This window comes from uncultured Arthrobacter sp., assembly GCF_947493765.1.
In the GTDB taxonomy this organism is placed as follows: Bacteria; Actinomycetota; Actinomycetes; order Actinomycetales; family Micrococcaceae; genus Arthrobacter_D.
This window is the reverse complement of the sequence record NZ_CANLSZ010000001.1, coordinates 440,315-457,943: the sequence shown is the minus strand read 5'-3', so window position 1 is coordinate 457,943 and position 17,629 is coordinate 440,315. Positions and strand designations below refer to the sequence as shown.

Sequence of the window (17,629 nt, the reverse complement as noted above, 5' to 3'; positions counted from 1 at the left end):
TCGCCGAGCACGCGGGGTCGGGAGGCCGGTCGATTTGCCTCCCGACCCCGCGGCCGGTAACGTTACTAACACGCCGCGGGGTGGAGCAGTTCGGTAGCTCGCTGGGCTCATAACCCAGAGGTCACAGGTTCAAATCCTGTCCCCGCAACGGAAGCAACAACAGAAGAAGCAACAATAGAAGAGAAGTACCAACGGAGAAGTCCGGTCCACCTGGTGGGCCGGACTTCTTGCTTGACTGCTGGACAACTGCCGAGGAGGGCCGTTACGTGCCGGGGAGGGCCGTCGCCGTGCGGCCCGAACCATTTCGCGGGGTCCGGGCAGCACGGGGGAGCATCAGGCCTTCGGGAGCTCCTTGTAGGCGCTCAGCGCACGTTCCCGAGACTCCTTGAGATCCACGATCGGCTCCGGATAGCCGGGAGCCGATCCCTTCCACGGTTCGTGCAGATTGTCCGCAGCCGCGAGTTCCGGCACGTAGCGCAGGAGGTACTTCCCCTCGGCGTCGAACTTCCTGCTCTGCAGCACCGGGTTGAAGATGCGGAAGTAGGGGCTCGCGTCAGCGCCCGACCCCGCTACCCACTGCCAGTTCGACGCATTGGATGCCGCGTCGGCGTCGACGAGGCAGTCCCAGAACCACTGCTCGCCCACGCGCCAGTCGATCATGAGGTTCTTGATCAGGAAGGAGGCCGTGGCCATGCGGACGCGATTGTGCATCCACCCGATCTCGTACAGCTGGCGCATGCCGGCGTCCACGAGGGGATAGCCGGTGCGCCCCTGCTGCCAGGCACCGAGATCGGCGGGCGACGGGTCCTCCCACGCGAAGGCGTCGAACTCCCGGCGGTAGTTCACGGTGGCGAGATCGGGGTTGAAGTAGAGCAGCTGCCAGCTGAACTCCCGCCAGCCGAGTTCCGATCCGAAGACCCGGATGTCCTCCGCCGTCGAGGTGTCCTTGTGATCCTGGGCCGCATGCCACACCTCGAACGGGCTGATCTCGCCGAAGCGCAGGTGCGGGGACAGTTTGCTGGTGCCCTCGGTCCCCGGTCGCTCGCGGGCCGCCTTATAACCGGCGGCGCTGTCGAGGAAGTCGTCGAGGCGCTCATGGGCGCCGGCCTCGCCCGGTGTCCAGGCCTCGCGCAGACCCTCGGACCAGTCCGGCGTGGTCGGGAGCAGCGTCCAGGAGGCGAGCTCGTCGGACGCCAGGTGCGGGCCGCGCAGGGCCTCGGGCGCCGGGAGCGGCGTGCGGGGCGTGCGGAACGCGAGGCAGGCCCGCCAGAACGGCGTGAACACCTTGTACGGTTCCTTGGACCCGGAGGTGACCTCCCACGGCTCGTACAGCAGATTCGCCTGGTAGCTCGTGGCCTCGACGCCGTCCTCGGAGAACCCCGCCTTGAGAGAGGCGTCGACCGTCCGCTCGGCCAGGCCGTAGCGGCGGTTCCACACCACGGCGCGGGCCGAGCACTCGTCGACGAGCCGGGGGAGCACCTCCCCGGCGGCACCGCGCCGCAGGACGAGGGGAATCCCGAGCTCGTCGAGTGACGCCGCGAGGGCCTCGAGCGAATGATGCAGCCACCACCTGGAGGCCCCTCCGAGAGGCCGGATGCCCTCGGTCTCCTCGTCCAGCACGTAGCAGGCGACGACGTCGTCCCCGCCCTGTGCAGCCGCCGTGAGCGCGGGGTTGTCGGAGATACGCAGATCGTCGCGGAACCAGACGAGAGTGACAGCCATACCGACAATCTACCGGCGGCCACTGACACGGCGGCGTGGACGGAAGAACGGGGGAACCACAGCCTCATGGCCGTGATTCCCCCGTCACCCTGCGCCTACCGCGCTCCGCCGCTCACTGCCCTCTGCGGGCGACCCTTCACCGGACGGCGTCGCCCTCGCGGCACGGCGGGAGGATCAGAAGGTGCTTCCACCCGTGCTCGAGGGGGCCTCGTTCGACCCCTCGGTCCCGTTGCCCCGTCCGAGGGCGGACTGGCTGCCGGCGCCGGACTTCAGGGCGGCCAGGCGCGCCTCGATCTCGGTCTGCTCCCCGAGGTCCTCGAGGCTCTCGAACTGCGCGTCGAGGCTCGACGACGCCAGTTCCTGCTGTCCGCGGACCTTGGCCTCCTCGCGCCGGATCTTCTCCTCGAAGCGGCCCACCTCGCTCGTGGGATCCATGAAGTCGATGCTCTTCACGGCGTCGTGCACCTGCTGCTGGGCCTGGGCCGTGCGGGAACGGGCGATCAGCTGATCACGCTTGACGGTCAGCTCCCCGAGCTTGCCCTTCATCTGGTTGAGGCCGTCCTTGAGCTTGTCCACGATCTCCGTCTGCGACGCGATGGTGGGCTCGGCGCCCTTGGCCTCGTTCTCGGCGGACATCTGGCGCTGGATGGCGACCTTCGCCAGGTTGTCGAACTTCTGTGCGTCCGCGGTGTTGCCGGAGGTCCGGTACTCGTCGGCCTTGCGCGACGCCGCCAGGGCCTTGTTGCCCCAGCTGCGGGAGTTCTCCAGGTCCTCGTTGTAGTCCTCCTGCATCATGCGCAGGTTGCCGATGGTCTGGGCGACCGCGCTCTCCGCCTCGGCGATGCTGTTCGTGTAGTCGCGGACCATCTGGTCGAGCATCTTCTGCGGGTCCTCGGCCTGGTCGAGCAGGGAGTTGATGTTCGCCCGCGTGAGCTGGGCGATCCGTCCGAAGATTGACTGTTTCGTCATTGATTTGCCTTTCGATTCTTCCTGATGGTCTCTGTGTCCTGCTGGACGCCGTCGCCCGCTGTCTAGAAGTCGCCGCCCCCGCCGCCGAACCCGCCGAAGCCGCCTCCGCCCCCACCGAACCCGCCGAACCCGCCGCCGCCGAAACTGCCGCCGCCGCCGCCGAATCCGCCGCCGTCGCCCTGCCCGCCGCCGAAGCCTCCTCCGAAACCTCCGCCGAACCCGCCGCCGCCGTTGAGGATGGACCCGAGCAGGATCCCGCCGAGCAGCGCACCGCCCATGCCGTCGTTCCCGCGTCGACCGTAGCCTCCGCCGCCGCGGCCGAAGCCGCTCACGTCCTGTTCGGCGAGCTGCGCGGCCTGGTCGGCGAGCATCGCCGCCTGCTGGGCATGGGAGAGGGCCGTCACGGGATCAGAGCGCTGGAGGTCGACGGCGTGGTCGAGGTTCCGCTCGGCCTCGGCCAGGCGGGTCCGCGCCTCGCGGCCCACCCCGCCCCGCCGCGCGCGGATGTAGTCGGCGGTACCGGAGATGCCGGACTGCGCGGCGATGAGTGCGTGCTGCAGCGAATCCTGCGCCCGGCGCGCGTTCTCCGCCTGGTCCCGCACGCCCCCGAGAGCGGCGTCGAGCTGGGCGTGCGCCGCTTCGAGACGTTCCAGCAGCGCCAGCGGATTGCTGCGGCTCCGGCGTCGTTCCTCCCGCACGGTGGCCACCGCAGCCTCGACGGCCGCGATCGGGCCGGCGAGATCACGGTACTGACCGGCGCGGTCCATGGCCCGGGCCTGCGCCAGGTCCTGCTCGGTGTCGGGCAGCGCGCGCTCCAGCTCCGTCTCGGCGGCGGCGAGCTCGTCCGATCTCCGGTCGATCGCGTCGAGGAGGACAGTGCTCTGGTGGACGGCCTCCTCGGCGGCCCGGACGGCGACGACGGCGCGACCGGTGTCCCCGGCGTCCATGCGCTCACCGGCCTCCTGTGCTGCACTGTCCACGAAGGCGAGCCGGTCCCTGGCCTGGTCGATGTTGTCCGCCACCTGGGTGGTCGCGGTCTCGCTGTAGCGGGCCTGCAGGGTACCGAGGGTCTGCTCGGCCGCGGCAAGGCGCCGACCGGCGTCGGCGGCCGCGGACCGGGCGCGGGCCAGTGCTTCCGGCGCGTTCCGTTCCAGTTCGCGCAGGCCGTCGAAGTCGGCCTTGTGTTCCTCGAGGGACGCGTTCACGTCCTCGCAGCGGCGGATGATCTCACCGAGCCACTGACGCTGCTGCTCCTCGGTGTCGGGAATGTGGTCGTCGAGCTGCTGCTGCAGTTTGAAGGACTCGCCCATGTGGCGCTTCGCGGCGGCGATGTCCTCCGCGAAGGTGGCGATCGCGGGTGCACCGTACTGTGCCTCGGCGAAGCCGAGCTCCTGCTCGCTGGATTTGATGGCGTCGTCCGCTGCGATCAGCAGGCTGCCGGCGCGCTTGCGCAGGTCCTCCACGCTGACCGAGGCGAGCGGGTCGATCACCTCGCCGTCCGGCGACGGCGACGGTCCGTACCCGTACTGCTCGCGCTTGCGCTGGGCGCTGGTGCCGCCGCGCTTCTTCAGCAGCAGATAGCCACCGGCGCCGGCGACGGCGACGACCCCGCCCACGAGCACCAGACCGCCGAGTCCTCCGCCGTCAGACGAGGTATCCGTGCTGCCTGTGTTCCCGGAGAGAACCGCCTCGGTACCCGCCACGGCGGCGAGGCCACCTCCGAGCCAGTCTCCTTGCCCCAGTTCCGGGATCACGTCGTTCGTCCGGATGTCCTCGACCGATGAGTAGATCGCCGAACTCTGCCCGGCACTGAACCCCACCTGGCGCTGCTCCACCGCGACCGCGAGCACAGCCTCATCGGCCGACTGGGCGTTCGCCGTCGCCACCTGACTGGCCCAGTCCCCAGCGGCAGCCGGGTTCTCGAAGGTGTCGACGTAGGCCACGCGGACGGTGAAACCCTCGGACGACCGCAGGTCCTCGATGGCGGCCTGGAGCTGGTCCTCCTCGGCAGGGCTGAGGACGCCGGCGTCGTCGATCACGTAGTTCCCGGTGTCGAAGGTGACCGGCTCGTCGGCGAACGCCGTCGATCCCGCTATCAGCGGGATCGCCACGAGGGCTCCCAGCACAGCAGAGACGCGTACGCGCCTGCTCGTCAATCGCATGTCCGACCCTTCAGCACGTCCCCCGGACCTTACCGATCCCGCGACTGGGGCTGGCGGACGCCGGAGGCTCCCTGTTGTCGTCCGATTCTATGGTCGGGCCACCGGAGCGTCCACCGGGGCGCCCGCGCCCCGAACGAACCGTCGTCGCCGGCCGGGCGGGCGACCCGTTAGCCTGCTGCCCGGCAGGACCTCTAGGGTGAGCGGGCGTGGATCCGTCGTGTCCCCGCTGCTCGAACGGAGGATACTGGGGTGGACCGGGTGTGCAGCAGTCCAACCGGTACCACCCGATCGTGGGCTGGATCGTCGGCTCGATCGTCGGCATCGGAGCGATGTCAGCGGACGTCCAGGAAGCATTCAGGAAGTGCACGCCTGATGCTCAGCGACTCTTGCCATGATGTGGTCAACAGCAACGAGAGGACTTTCGATGAACGAGCAGCCGGGCACCTCCGATCGACCACTGCCGCCCCAGCCGCTGACACCCCCGTCCCGCACCGCCGGGGGCACCGGCGCGCAATCCACGCCGCACCCCGCCTACGCGGGCCATCAGCCCTTCTACGGTGATGCGAGCGGCTCCGGCCCTTCCCGGACCGACGGGACCGACGGGACCAGGGCACCGCGCGACCGCCGCCGGGTAAGTGTGGCGACCTTCGCTGCCGGAGCCCTCGTGGCCGGGCTGATCGGCGGTGGCGTGGCGACTGCCGGCTACAACGCCCTGGAACCCGATTCCACGGCGGGTACCGTCCGGTCCGCGCCGCAGTCGGTCGTGGTCAACAACTCCGACGACGTCAACAGCATCACCGGCGCAGCGGTCACCGCCTCGCCGAGCGTGGTCACCATCGCCGTGAGCGGTGGGGACTCCAGCGGCACGGGCTCGGGCATCATCCTCGACACCGACGGGCACATCCTCACCAACACCCACGTGGTGACGCTCGGCGGCCAGGTGTCGGACCCCACCATCGAGGTCCGCCTCAACGACGGACGGCTCTTCCCGGCCACCGTGGTCGGGACGGATCCCCTCAGCGATCTCGCGGTCGTCAAGATCGATGCGCCGCAGCTCACGGCCGCCACCCTCGGGGACTCCGACGCGCTGAACGTGGGAGACACGGCCATCGCGATCGGCTCACCGCTGGGTCTGAGCGGAACGGTGACCGACGGGATCGTGTCCACGCTGAACCGGACCATCAGTGTGGCCTCCTCCGCCGTACCGGAGCAGCAGCCCGACAGCTCGGGGTCGGAGAACAAGGACGGGTTCAACTTCCTCCCGCCCGGCGACTCGTCGGCACCCCAGCCGCAGTCGCAGGGCTCCATCTATCTCAACGTGATCCAGACCGACGCCGCGATCAACCAGGGGAACTCCGGCGGGGCGCTCGTGGACACGGACGGGAAGATCATCGGGGTGAACGTGGCGATCGCCTCGGGGGGATCGAGTGAGACCACGGGCAACATCGGCGTTGGCTTCTCCATCCCCATCACGTACGCCGAGCGCATCGCGAACGAGATCATCGCCGACGGTGAGGCCACCCACGGCTTCCTCGGCGTGAGCATCTCGCCCGCCTCGGCGGATGGATCGCCGACCTCGTCCCCGTTCTCCTCCGGGGCCCTCGTGGAGAACGTGGAGCCCGGCTCGCCCGCCGAGGACGCAGCGCTCGAGGCAGGTGACGTGATCACCGAGGTGGCGGGCTACACGATCACCGACCCGGAATCCCTGACGGCCGCCGTCCGCATGCAGCGGGTGGGGGAGCAGGTGCAGGTGGAGATCCTCCGGAACGGGCAGACCATGACCATGGATGTCACGCTGGGTGAGGTGCCGGCCGGCTAGCATCCTCCCGGCCATGCCGGACGAGGCGGCTCCCACCGGGGGCCGCCTTTTCCATCGGTTCCGGTCGCCGGAAACCGTCAGCCCACTGTGGTTAGCTAGGACGCGGGAAGATCCCCGATCGAGGAAGGTCAGCAATGGACGAGGCCACGGCAGACGGGCTGCGCATCGCGGTCCTGGTGAAGCACGTACCCGACGCACAGTTCGACCGCCACATCGGCGGCGATCACCTGACGACGGTCAGGTCCGAGAGCATTCTCTCCGAGCTCGACGAGTACGCCCTGGAGGCGGCACTGCAGCTCGTCGAGGCGCACGGGGGAGCGGGGGCCGGTCATCGGATCACGGCCATCACCATGGGCCCGGCGGCAGCGGTCAACGCGGTGAAGAAGTCCCTCCAGATCGGGGTCGACGACGGCGTGCACCTGACGGACGAGGCACTGTTCGGCTCCGACGCCTCGGCGACCTCACGGGCGCTCGCCGCCCTCCTGGAGCAGGTGGGACCGTTCGACCTGATCCTCACCGGGATGGCCTCGACCGACGGGGAGACCTCGCTCGTACCGGCACAGCTGGCCGAGCGACTCGGGCTTCCCCAGGTGACCTTCGCGGCGTCGCTGGAACTGACGCCGACGGACGACGGCTGGGCCCTGACCGCCCGCCGTGACAACGACACGTTCGCCGAGACCATCGAGGCGCCCCTGCCCGCGCTGGTGTCCGTGACGGATCAGATCAACGATCCCCGGTACCCCAATTTCAAGGGCATCATGGCGGCGAAGAAGAAGCAGATCCAGGTGCTGTCCCTCGCCGACTGCGGAGTCCAGGCCGACGAGGTGGGTCTCCCGGGATCGTGGACCAGGGTGGAGGCGGCCGAGCCGAGACCGCCGCGCAGCCAGGGTGTGATCATCACCGACGAGGGCGACGCCGGCATCCGGCTGGTCGACTTCCTCGCCGGCCAGAAGCTCCTCTGACCCGCCGCCCCTCTTCCTCCAGGAGATCCCAGCCATGACCACTGTCCTCGTCTTCCTCGACCACCCCGGAGCCAGCCTCGCGAAGGGGGAACGCGAACTCCTCTCGCTGGCGGGATCCCTCGGCGACGTCGCCGTGGCGCTCGCGGACGACGCCGAGCAGACCTACCTCGACGGCGTCGGGTCCTACGGCGTCGGGGAGTGCTACCGGCCGGACACGGAGGTGTCCGGGGTGCTGGTCGCGGGCAAGGCGGCGTTCCTGGCGGAGGCCGCTCGGACCGCCGCGGCCGACGTCGTGCTGCTGGGGAACTCCTACGAGGCCAAGGAGATCGCAGCGCGGGCCGGTATCCGCCTCGAGGCCGGAGTCGTGACCGATGTCGTCTCCCTGGACGGCGATCTCGTCGCGACCAAGGCCGATTTCGCCGGGTCCTACACGGTCGACTGCCGTGTGACCACCGAGCGCGCCATCCTGACGGTGAAACCGAACAGCGTCGACGCCGCGGAGGCCGGGACACCACAGGCACCACGCGAGATCCGGGTCCCGGTGGGTGAGCTGGCCCCGGCAGCACGCATCACCGGCCGGGTCGACAAGCCGGTCAGCGGCCGTCCCGAGCTCACGGAGGCGCGGGTGATCGTGGCGGGTGGACGCGGTGTCGACGGCGACTTCGGCCCGCTGGAGGAGCTCGCGGACGCCCTCGGCGGAGCAGTGGGCGCCTCCCGGGCCGCGACCGATGCGGGCTGGATCGAGCACTCCGCCCAGGTGGGCCAGACCGGGAAGACGGTCGCTCCCCAGCTGTACGTCTCCGTGGGGATCTCCGGGGCCGTGCAGCAGCGGGCCGGGATGCAGACCTCCAAGGTGATCGTCGCGATCAACAAGGACGCCGATTCGCCGGTCTTCGAGATCGCCGATTTCGGGATCGTCGGTGATCTCTTCTCGGTGCTGCCCCAGGCCACCGAGGAGATCCGGAAGCGCGGGCTCTAGCCCATGGCGGATCCCTGGGACACCACCGCTCCCGCACGCGTCCTCGCCGTCGCCGCCCATCCCGACGACATCGACTTCGGTGCGTCGGCGACGATCGCGGGCTGGACCGCGGCCGGGGCGTCGGTGAGCTACTGCATCCTCACCGACGGCGACGCCGGCGGGTTCTCCGACGAGGACAGGCCGGGGCTGGCGGCACTGCGTCGGGAGGAGCAACGCGCGGCCGCGGCACGCGTCGGCGTCACCGATGTGACGTTCCTGGGAGAGGCCGACGGGCACCTGGAACCGACGGACGCCGTGATCCGCGGTATCGTCCGGCGCATGAGGGAGGTCCGGCCGGACATCGTGCTCTCCATGCATCCCGAGCGCAGCTGGGACATGATCCAGAAGAGCCACCCGGACCACCTCGCCTGTGGTGAGGCGGTCACGAGGGCCGTGTACCCGGCGGTGGAGAACCCGTACGCCTACCCGGAACTCGAGGCGGCGGGAATCACGAGCTTCAAGGTGCCGTGGATGTGGTTCTACGCCGGGCCCGCGCATCTCGAGAACCGCTTCATCGACGTCACCGGTGCCGAGGACCTCAAGCTCGCGGCCATCATGGCCCACGAGAGCCAGCATCCCGACGTGGACCGCATGCAGTCGAGGGTGAGGGCGATCCTGCAGGACAACGCCCGCCGCGGCGGTCTCGGCGAGGGGCGCAGCGCCGAGGCCTTCCATGTGGTCGGCATCAACACCGACCAGACCATCGCCGGTTTCTGATCCGACCACGCGTCGACCTCCGACGTCGGCCGGAGGTCGGTCAGGACCCGGCTCAGGCCCCGAGGGGGATCTGGGCGACGATGGGCAGCGTCGGCGTGGTCGACCCGCCCTCGGGCTCCACGGTGATGGCGAGGGCACTGAGGCCGCTGATGTCCGTGATCTCGGTGGACTTGCCGCCGTCGACGTCGTCCTCCGTCATGGTGCCGACCGAGACGGGGGCCGACCCGTCGGCGGGGATGCGCCACATCTGGTAGACCGATCCTTCGGCCGGTGCCGGAACCCCGGTGAGCGTGACGACCGCGGCGTCCTCCGAACCGGAGACCGCGAGATCCGCGGTGCCGCCGGCCTCGAGGCGGAGCTGTTCGGTCCTGACGTCCTGGGCCTGGAGCACCTGGTCCTCGAGCGTGCTCTCCTGCAGATTCTGCGACACCGTCACACCACCCACGACGAGAACAGCGGCCGCTGCGGCGGCCATGGTCCATCGCGCCGCCCGCCCGGACCGCGAGGTCCTCCTCGCGCGGCGCTCCGACAGCTCGTCGCGGCGCTCTCCCGCCACCACGTCGCCGTCCTTCTCGGCAGGGGCGACCGGCGCAGGTCCGGCGGGCGTCGATCCGGACATGGTGCGAGCGCGTACTCCGCCCGCACCACCGGGAAGCTGCGCGAGGATGCGCTCGAAGAGATCGGCCGGCGGGTCCAGCGGGGCCGTGGTGTAGGTGGCCGTGATCGTGTCCCGGCAGGTGCGGACCCGGTCGGAGAAGATCGACGCGACGGAGGAGTCGGCATCCTGGAGGAAGGCCTTGATGGCACGGCGCTCGTCGGCACTGATCGCGTCGAGGGCGTACAGTTCCGCCCACTCGAGGACGTGGCCGCGGGCCAGATCGGTCTCGAGATCGTCGGCGAACTGCCTGCTCATGTTCTTGTCCGGCATATCAGGAAACCCCCAGGCACGTCTTGAGTCGGATCAGGCCGTCGCGGATCCTCGATTTGATGGTGGGCACGGCGACGCCGAGTTTCTCGGCGACCTCCCGATAGGTGAACCCGCCATAATAGGCCATCCGGACCGATTCCTGCTGCGTCTCCGTGAGTGTTCCGAGGCAGTCGACCACGCTCTGCGCCTCGAGGCGCTGCGTCACGGTGTCCACGACGTCGTCGTGCTCGATGGTCTGTGTGGCGGCGCCGTAGCGCGCCTCGCGATCGGTGGCGCTCTGCTCGGAGCGCACCTTGTCCACCGCGCGTCGGTGTGCCAGGGTCATCAGCCAGGCCATGGGACTGCCGAGGGCCGGGTTGAAGCGTTCGGCGGTGTTCCAGACCTGGAGGTAGACCTCCTGGGTGGCGTCCTCGCTCAGATCGGGATCGATGAGGACGCGTCGCGCTAGTCCGTAGACCCGTCGACTCGTCTGCTCGTAGAACAGTTCGAACGCGGACCGGTCCTGCCGCGCCACGCGGACCAGCAGGTCCGTCAGGGTGGGGGTGCCACCGGCGTCGGACCCCGGATCCTGCCGTGCAGCGGCGATCGGGCTGACCCGGTGTGCTCGTGGCGTATCCATAGGGTTCCAGCATAAAGTGCCGGTGCGTCGAAACTGAATATGGGTCGATGGCTCGCGGCGGAGGCTGCGCAACAGGCCCTGCCGTGTATGAACCATCCTGGTGTTCCTGCCTCTTCCGCGTTGACCTACCTGACACGAGGAATTCGGATCCGGTGGGCAGGCGGATGGGCGGCCGGTGTCCTCAGGCGTCAGGACCCACGGTGCCGACGGCGATCAGGGAGTCCGCCGAGAGCACGAAATCGTCACCGAGGCTGTCCACCAGGGCGGTGCGGACGCGCTGCAGGGCCTCCGGCTCCTCGGGCAGGAGGCCGCGGTACCCGCTGGCCAGGGCGAGTGACCACGCGTGGTCCGCCTCGAGCGGGACGGTCAGTCCGAGCTTCTCCACGCCCACGTCGTTCAGGCCACGCGCGAGGAGCCACTCCTGCAGTCGCTCCTCCGGCGCGAGCCTCCGGCAGTTCTCGACGAAGACCGGGACGGTGGCGGCCTCGGCGGACGGGTGCACGCCGGTGGAGCGGATCGCCTCCAGGAGCAGATCACCGAAGGGCGTGAGGGCGCCCTGGTCCCAGGTGCTCAGGGCGATCCGGCCGCCGGGGCGCAGCAGGGTGAGGATACGGTCCATGTCGGCGTCCATGTCCTGGAGCAGGAAGACCCCGTAGGAGCTGATGACGGCGTCGTACTGCTCCGCGGAGTTCCACCCTGCGGGATCGGAGTGGCTGAAGGAGACGTTCCCGAGGCCGAGGGCCTCGGTCTTGGCCTTGGCCAGGGTCAGCATGGCCGCCGAGCGCTCGACGGCGTCGACGTGTCCGCCCGGGCCGGCCAGCTGCGCGGCGGGGACCGTCCCGGAGCCGGTGCCCGCGTGGACGTCGAGGACCCGTTCCCCCGGCAGGATGTCCGCCGCGGCCACCACGGCGTTGCTCACGGGGTTCCAGACCGCGGGGGCGAGACGGTCGTAGTCCTCGGCCCCGTCGTCGGGCAGGGTCGCTGCAGGGCGGGCGGTCATGGGAACTCCAGATCGTAGGTCACAGTGCTCCGGCGAAGCCCTGTTGACGCCAGGCCTCGTAGAGGACGATGGATGCGGTATTGGCCAGATTGAGCGATCGGCGTGCGGGCAGCATGGGGACGCGTACCCGGGCTGTGATGCGCGGGTCGTGCTTCACGTCGTCGGGGAGGCCGTCCGATTCGCGGCCGAAGAGCAGCACGTCCCCGGGCTCGTAGGCGAGGTCGGTGTAGGCGACATCGCCCTCGGAGGTGTAGGCGAAGACCCGCTCGGGTCGCAGTGCGGCCCAGGCGGTCTCGAGACTGCTGTGCACGTGGAGGACGGTGAGATCGTGGTAGTCGAGGCCCGCCCGCCTCAGTTTGGAATCCTCGAGACTGAAGCCGAGCGGTTCCACGAGGTGGAGCTCCGCTCCGGCGACGGCGGCGAGGCGGATCGCCGCACCGGTATTGCCGGGGATCTCGGGGGTGTGGAACAGGATGCGGAACACCGGATCATCCTAGCTTTCGGTGAGGGCCAGCAGCCGCGCGAGGACCGGGAGCTGCACCACGTTCGGCGACGGTCCCGCGGCGAGGAAGGAGCGGATGGTGCGGACGGCCGTTCCTGCGTTCACCACCTGGACGGTGGTGGGCGAGGACCGGTCGAAGCCCGGCGGCACGTCGATCACGGGAGCGAACGGGTTGTCCGGAGCCCCGTGCACCACCACCCAGCCCGCCACATTGAGATCGGGGAACAGCTCCTGGACGGCGCGCACCGTCTGCGGCAACCCGAGGTCGATCCTGCGGCCCTGGTGCCGCAGGACACGGCCGTCCCAGGAGAAGTTCCCCGGCGGTGCCGTGAAGGAGTCGATCACGGCGATCCGGTACCCGGCGAGCAGCACGTGGCCGGCTGTCGTTCTGTCCCGGTCGTCGAACACGACGCCGTTGACGAGCCGTGCAGCGGGGTATCCGGGCAGGAGGGCACGCTCGAGCAGCGCGGCCGTCCGGGTCTCGCCGTCGGTGCGGCTGCGCGACCCGGAGGACAGGCGCGCGAGAATCCCGGGCTGCCGGACGGACCCGTGGAGCTGCCGGCCGGCGAGGATCAGCGGCACGGCCGGAGGACTGCCGGGGGAGAATGCGGGCAAATAGATCGGGGGCGCGCCGGCGGCGTCCTCGTCGTCCGTCGTGGTGCGCCTCGGGCGGGTCGGGGCGGATCGCGCCGTCGTCGTGCCGGTCCCGCCGGCAGTGGGGTTCGCTCCGGACGGGCGGACGGCGGACGGACGGCCGGTGTCGGCGTCGTAGCGCTTCCGGAGCTGGGGATCGCCCAGCGTCTCGAAGGCCACCGCGACGTCGTGGAACGCCGTGGCACTACCACCGAGGTCCGGGTGGGCGGCGCGTGCCGCCCGGCGGTAGGCGCTCTTGATCTGCCTGGCATCTGCTCCGGGGGACACGCCGAGGATGTCGTAGAACGACTTCCGTGGTGCCTCTGCCATCTATGCAGCCTTTCGGTGATGAGGAGTGGAGCGGTCGCGGGGGCTCAGTGGGCCCGGCGGTAGCGCGTGTAGAGCGCGGAGTCCTCCGTGAGCAGCGAGGACAGGACCAGCCCGATCGGCTCGTCGGGACTCTCGCCCACTGCGATCCGGGGGCCGGCGCCGCCGGCGAGCACCGGGCTGATCGAGAGGCAGAGCTCGTCCACGACGTCGGAGCCGGTGAAGTCGCCGAGGACGGCGGGACCACCCTCGCACAGGATCTTCGGCAGGCCTCGGCGGCCGAGCTCCGCCAGGATCGCGGGGGCGTCCACCCGGTCCGTGCCGCAGTCGACGACGTCGGCCACGGCGGCCAGGACCGTGCGCTTCCCGGCCGGGGCGCTGCTGCTCGTCAGCACGAGCGGACGCACAGGGGCGTCGGTGAAGAAATCGCTCGCCGGGTCGAGGTCCAGACTGCCCGAGATGACGGCGATCGCCGGATGCGCAGCCGCACCCCGGGCCGCCCGCCAGGAGCGTGCATCCGCATCGACGAGATCGCCCGCGTACCCTTCGGCCCGCACGGTTCCCGCCCCGACCAGGACGACGTCGGCAAGGCGCCGCAGGACGGCGAAGACCCGCTTGTCGCCGTCGTTCCCCAGCCCTGCCGAGAGCCCGCCCGTCGTGGCGGCGCCGTCGGCCGCGGCGATGAAGTTGAAACGGACGTAGGGTTCGGACGTCGCAGGGTAGGCGTAGATGCGGTGCAGTGCGTCGTCGTCGATCTCCCCGCTGGACGCGGGGACGAGGGCGGTGATCATGGGGCGGACGCTTCGTTCATACCGCCCATGGTATTGCGTGGCCGGGTCGCGTCCCGACAGCGCTCCACCGCGGTGGCGGTCCGGGATCGGTGCTGCGTCGCTCCCGGTGTTCGGGGTTCGTCAGTGGGAGGGACGACGGCGCGGGCGGGGCGTAGTGCGTCGCTCCCAGTTCTCGGGGGCGAGCAGTGGGAGGGACGGCCGTGCAGGTTGGGCGTAGTGCGTCGTTCCCACTACTCGGGAGCGAGCAGTGGGAACGGGCGCTCAATCCCACTGACCGGGCTCGAGTAGTGGGAGGGAGTGCCGTGCAGGCGGGGAGTAGTGCATCGTTCCCAGTACTCCGGTTCCACCAGTGGGAAGGGGGCCTGAGCGGATCGGAACCAGCCTTCAATCCCACCGACCGGGCTCGAGCAGTGGGAGGAACGACGGCGCGGGCGGGGCGTAGTGCTTCGTTCCCAGTTTTCGGCGGCGAGCAGCGGGAGGGACGACGGTGCAGGCGGAGAGTGGTGCATCGTTCCCAGTTCTCGGGGTCCAGCAGTGGGAACGGGCGCTCAATCCCACCGACCGGGCTCGAGTAGTGGGAGGGTGTGCCGTGCCGGCGGGGAGTGCTGCATCGTTCCCGGTATTCGGGGGCGAGCAGTGGGAAGGGCGGCCAGGAGGGGCGGAACCGGCGTTCAATCCCACCGACCGGGCTCGAGCACTGGGAGGGGGTGCCGTGCGGGCGGGGCGTAGTGCGTCGTTCCCAGTTCTCGGGGGCGAGCAGTGGGAGGGACGACGGTGCAGGTTGGGCGTAGTGCGTCGTTCCCAGTACTCGGGGTCCACCAGTGGGAACGGGCGCTCAATCCCACCGACCGGGCTCGAGTAGTGGGAGGGTGTGCCGTGCCGGCGGGGAGTGCTGCATCGTTCCCGGTATTCGGGGGCGAGCACTGGGAGGGACGACGGGGCGGGCAGGGAGTGGTGCGTCGTTCCCACTGCCCGGGCGTGAACAGTGGGAGAGATGACCGCACAGCCGAGCACCGGGCGAGCAGCCACAGTGTCCGGGGCACAAGGAAGCACCGGAATCGGCCCGACGGCGTGGCGCCCGTAGAATCGAGGCATGCCCGTGTATGTCGACCACGCGGCGACCACGCCGATCTTGGCGCCGGCGCTCGCCGCACTCACCCACGAACTCAGCCGGGGCGGGAACCCCTCCTCCCTGCACGGCTCGGGCCGCCGTGCCCGACGCTCGGTGGAGGACGCCAGGGAGCGCGTGGCGGCAGCCGCCGGGGCCCACGCTTCCGAGATCGTCTTCACCTCCGGCGGGACCGAAGCCGACAATCTGGCAGTCAAGGGCCTGTACTGGGCACGCAGAGCAGCCGACCCACGCCGCACGAGGATCCTCTGCAGCGCGGTGGAGCACCACGCCGTGCAGGACGCCGTCGAGTGGCTCGAACGCCACGAGGGCGCCGAGGTCCGCTGGCTGCCCGTCGACGAGACCGGCCTGGTGTCCCTCGACACACTCCGCGCGGCGCTCGCGGACGGCGCCGACCGGACGGCACTGGTCACCGTGATGTGGGCCAACAACGAGGTCGGGACGGTGCAGCCCGTCCGGGAGGTCGTGGCCGAGGCCGCCCGCCACGGCATCCCGGTGCACAGCGACGCGGTGCAGGCCTTCGGCTCGATCCCGGTCTCCTTCGCCGACTCCGGGCTCGCCACCATGGCCGTCAGCGCCCACAAGATCGGTGGACCGGTGGGCGTCGGGGCACTCCTGGTGGGCAGAGCCGTCACCCTGATGCCCGTGCAGCACGGGGGAGGCCAGGAGCGCGACATCAGATCAGGCACCCTCGACCGGGCAGGCATCGCCGCCTTCGCCGCGGCGGCCGAGGACGCCGTCGCGCGCCTCCCGGTCGAGGAGCCGCGACTCGCGGCGCTGCGTGACCGACTCATCGAGGGGATCTCCCGGGAGGTCCCGGAGGCCGTGCTGCGCGGGGTGACGCACCCCGCTGTCGAGGGGACGAGACTGCCCGGCAATGCGCACTTCACCTTCCCCGGCTGCGAGGGGGACTCGCTCCTGTTCCTCCTCGATCTGGCCGGCATCGAGTCCTCCACGGGCTCGGCCTGCACGGCGGGCGTCCCCCGCCCGTCCCACGTGCTGCTGGCCATGGGGCTGAGCGAGGACGAGGCCCGCGGCGCGCAACGGTTCAGTCTCGGGCATACATCCACGGCCGACGACGTTGCCGCCGTGGTAGCCGCCATCGGCGAAGCCTACACACGGGCACGCAAGGCCGGCATGGCCGGGCACGCATCAACCATCCAGACGGCAGGAACGGGTTTTTCATCATGAGGGTTCTGGCAGCGATGAGCGGCGGCGTCGACTCCGCAGTGGCGGCGGCGCGCGCCGTGGACGCGGGGCACGACGTCGTCGGCGTGCACCTGGCGCTCTCCCGCATGCCCGGCACGCTGCGCACCGGCAGCCGGGGATGCTGCACCATCGAGGACTCCCGCGACGCCTGGCGCGCCTGCGACATCCTCGGCATCCCGTACTACGTCTGGGACTTCTCGGAGCGCTTCAAGGAGGACGTCGTCGACGACTTCATCGCCGAGTACGCGGCGGGCCGCACACCCAATCCCTGCATGCGCTGCAACGAGCGCATCAAGTTCGCCGCGCTGCTGGAGAAGGCACTCGCGCTCGGCTTCGACGCCGTCTGCACCGGCCACTACGCCACCGTCCTCCGCGACGCCGACGGCAACCCGGAGCTCCACCGGGCAGCGGACTGGGCCAAGGACCAGTCCTACGTGCTCGGGGTCCTCACGCACGAGCAGCTCGAGCACTCCATGTTCCCGCTGGCGGCCACGCCGTCGAAGGCGGAGGTCCGCGCGGAGGCCGAGCGCCGCGGGCTCTCCGTCGCGAACAAGCCCGACAGCCACGACATCTGCTTCATCCCCGACGGCGACACGCGCGGCTGGCTCGAGGAGCGCATCGAGCTGACCGAGGGCGACATCCTCGACGTCGACGGCGAGCGCATCGGCAGCCACCCCGGGGCGAACGCCTTCACCGTGGGGCAGCGCCGGGGCCTCAAGCTCGGCACGCCCGCAGCGGACGGCAAGCCGCGCTTCGTACTCGAGATCCGCCCCAAGCAGAACGAAGTGGTGGTCGGTCCGGAGCATCTGCTCGCCATCGACGAGATGCGCGGCATCAAGGTGTCCTGGGCAGGTCTGCCGATCCACGAGGCGCGCTCGGGCGAGGAGTTCGACTGCATGGCCCAGGTGCGGGCGCACGGCGACCCGGTGGCTGCCCGCGCGCGGGTCGAGCGGGACGACGACGGCGCGCAGCAGCTCGTGGTGCGCCTCGTGGAGCCGATGCGCGGTGTGGCGCCCGGGCAGACGGTGGTGCTCTACCAGGGCACGCGCGTGCTCGGCCAGGCCACCATCGATTCCGCGCGGTCCGCGCTCCGTCCCGAGCCGGCCGCCCTGCAGGGGTAGT

The 17,629-nt window shown here is 70.3% G+C and carries 15 protein-coding genes and 1 tRNA gene; 7 read left to right on the top strand and 9 right to left on the bottom strand.

The genetic code is table 11. From position 1 onward, the window contains the following. Positions 1 to 74 precede the first annotated feature (74 nt). Positions 75 to 148, top strand: a tRNA-Met gene (locus Q0747_RS02135). A 185-nt stretch (positions 149 to 333) separates the two neighbouring features. Here Q0747_RS02135 and Q0747_RS02130 read toward each other — a convergent pair. From Q0747_RS02130 to Q0747_RS02120, 3 genes are all read right to left on the bottom strand, one after another. After that, positions 334 to 1,722 carry a deoxyribodipyrimidine photo-lyase gene (locus tag Q0747_RS02130; RefSeq protein WP_298251604.1) on the bottom strand — a complete coding sequence of 463 codons (1,389 nt, stop codon included), beginning with the start codon at positions 1,720 to 1,722 and terminating at the stop codon, positions 334 to 336. 174 nt (positions 1,723 to 1,896) lie between these two features. Continuing rightward, the gene (locus Q0747_RS02125; protein WP_298251603.1) at positions 1,897 to 2,691 is read right to left on the bottom strand and encodes a PspA/IM30 family protein; all 795 of its coding nucleotides are present in this window, start codon (positions 2,689 to 2,691) and stop codon (positions 1,897 to 1,899) included. Between the two features lie 62 nt (positions 2,692 to 2,753). After that, the gene (locus tag Q0747_RS02120) at positions 2,754 to 4,853 is read right to left on the bottom strand and encodes a YgcG family protein (protein ID WP_298251602.1); all 2,100 of its coding nucleotides are present in this window, start codon (positions 4,851 to 4,853) and stop codon (positions 2,754 to 2,756) included. A 424-nt stretch (positions 4,854 to 5,277) separates the two neighbouring features. Here Q0747_RS02120 and Q0747_RS02115 point away from each other — a divergent pair, with 424 nt between their 5' ends. The 4 genes from Q0747_RS02115 to Q0747_RS02100 all read left to right on the top strand — a co-directional run bounded on the left by Q0747_RS02115 (position 5,278) and on the right by Q0747_RS02100 (position 9,369). Beyond that, complete coding sequence (locus tag Q0747_RS02115) at positions 5,278 to 6,672, top strand: S1C family serine protease (protein WP_298251601.1); 1,395 nt, start codon at positions 5,278 to 5,280, stop codon at positions 6,670 to 6,672. Between the two features lie 134 nt (positions 6,673 to 6,806). After that, positions 6,807 to 7,634, top strand: coding sequence for an electron transfer flavoprotein subunit beta/FixA family protein (locus Q0747_RS02110; protein ID WP_298251600.1), 828 nt, complete (start codon positions 6,807 to 6,809; stop codon positions 7,632 to 7,634). Positions 7,635 to 7,668: 34 nt separating this feature from the next. After that, positions 7,669 to 8,613 (top strand): electron transfer flavoprotein subunit alpha/FixB family protein, encoded by a 945-nt coding sequence (locus tag Q0747_RS02105; RefSeq protein ID WP_298251599.1) that lies wholly within the window; start codon positions 7,669 to 7,671, stop codon positions 8,611 to 8,613. 3 nt (positions 8,614 to 8,616) lie between these two features. Then, complete coding sequence (locus Q0747_RS02100; protein WP_298251598.1) at positions 8,617 to 9,369, top strand: PIG-L deacetylase family protein; 753 nt, start codon at positions 8,617 to 8,619, stop codon at positions 9,367 to 9,369. A gap of 52 nt (positions 9,370 to 9,421) precedes the next feature. Here Q0747_RS02100 and Q0747_RS02095 read toward each other — a convergent pair whose 3' ends face one another. From Q0747_RS02095 to Q0747_RS02070, 6 genes are all read right to left on the bottom strand, one after another. After that, a complete protein-coding gene (locus Q0747_RS02095; protein WP_298251597.1) occupies positions 9,422 to 10,297 on the bottom strand; it encodes an anti-sigma factor in 876 nt (291 codons plus the stop codon). 1 nt (position 10,298) lies between these two features. Beyond that, positions 10,299 to 10,916, bottom strand: a complete 618-nt coding sequence (sigK, locus tag Q0747_RS02090) for an ECF RNA polymerase sigma factor SigK (protein WP_298251596.1) — start codon at positions 10,914 to 10,916, stop codon at positions 10,299 to 10,301. Between the two features lie 181 nt (positions 10,917 to 11,097). Beyond that, a complete protein-coding gene (locus Q0747_RS02085) occupies positions 11,098 to 11,916 on the bottom strand; it encodes a class I SAM-dependent methyltransferase (protein ID WP_298251595.1) in 819 nt (272 codons plus the stop codon). 19 nt (positions 11,917 to 11,935) lie between these two features. Continuing rightward, entirely contained in the window at positions 11,936 to 12,400 is a 465-nt protein-coding gene (locus Q0747_RS02080) for a tRNA (cytidine(34)-2'-O)-methyltransferase (protein ID WP_298251594.1), read from the bottom strand. 9 nt (positions 12,401 to 12,409) lie between these two features. Next, positions 12,410 to 13,381: a J domain-containing protein gene (locus tag Q0747_RS02075; RefSeq protein ID WP_298251593.1), complete on the bottom strand. Its 972-nt coding sequence runs from the start codon at positions 13,379 to 13,381 to the stop codon at positions 12,410 to 12,412. Positions 13,382 to 13,425: 44 nt separating this feature from the next. Next, entirely contained in the window at positions 13,426 to 14,169 is a 744-nt protein-coding gene (locus Q0747_RS02070; protein WP_298251592.1) for a pyrimidine reductase family protein, read from the bottom strand. A 1,093-nt stretch (positions 14,170 to 15,262) separates the two neighbouring features. Here Q0747_RS02070 and Q0747_RS02065 point away from each other — a divergent pair. Further along, positions 15,263 to 16,489, top strand: coding sequence for a cysteine desulfurase family protein (locus Q0747_RS02065; protein WP_298251591.1), 1,227 nt, complete (start codon positions 15,263 to 15,265; stop codon positions 16,487 to 16,489). Beyond that, positions 16,486 to 17,628 (top strand): tRNA 2-thiouridine(34) synthase MnmA, encoded by a 1,143-nt coding sequence (mnmA, locus tag Q0747_RS02060; RefSeq protein ID WP_298251590.1) that lies wholly within the window; start codon positions 16,486 to 16,488, stop codon positions 17,626 to 17,628. The genes Q0747_RS02065 and mnmA overlap by 4 nt, the downstream gene beginning before the upstream one ends. The last annotated feature ends 1 nt before the right edge of the window (position 17,629 follow it).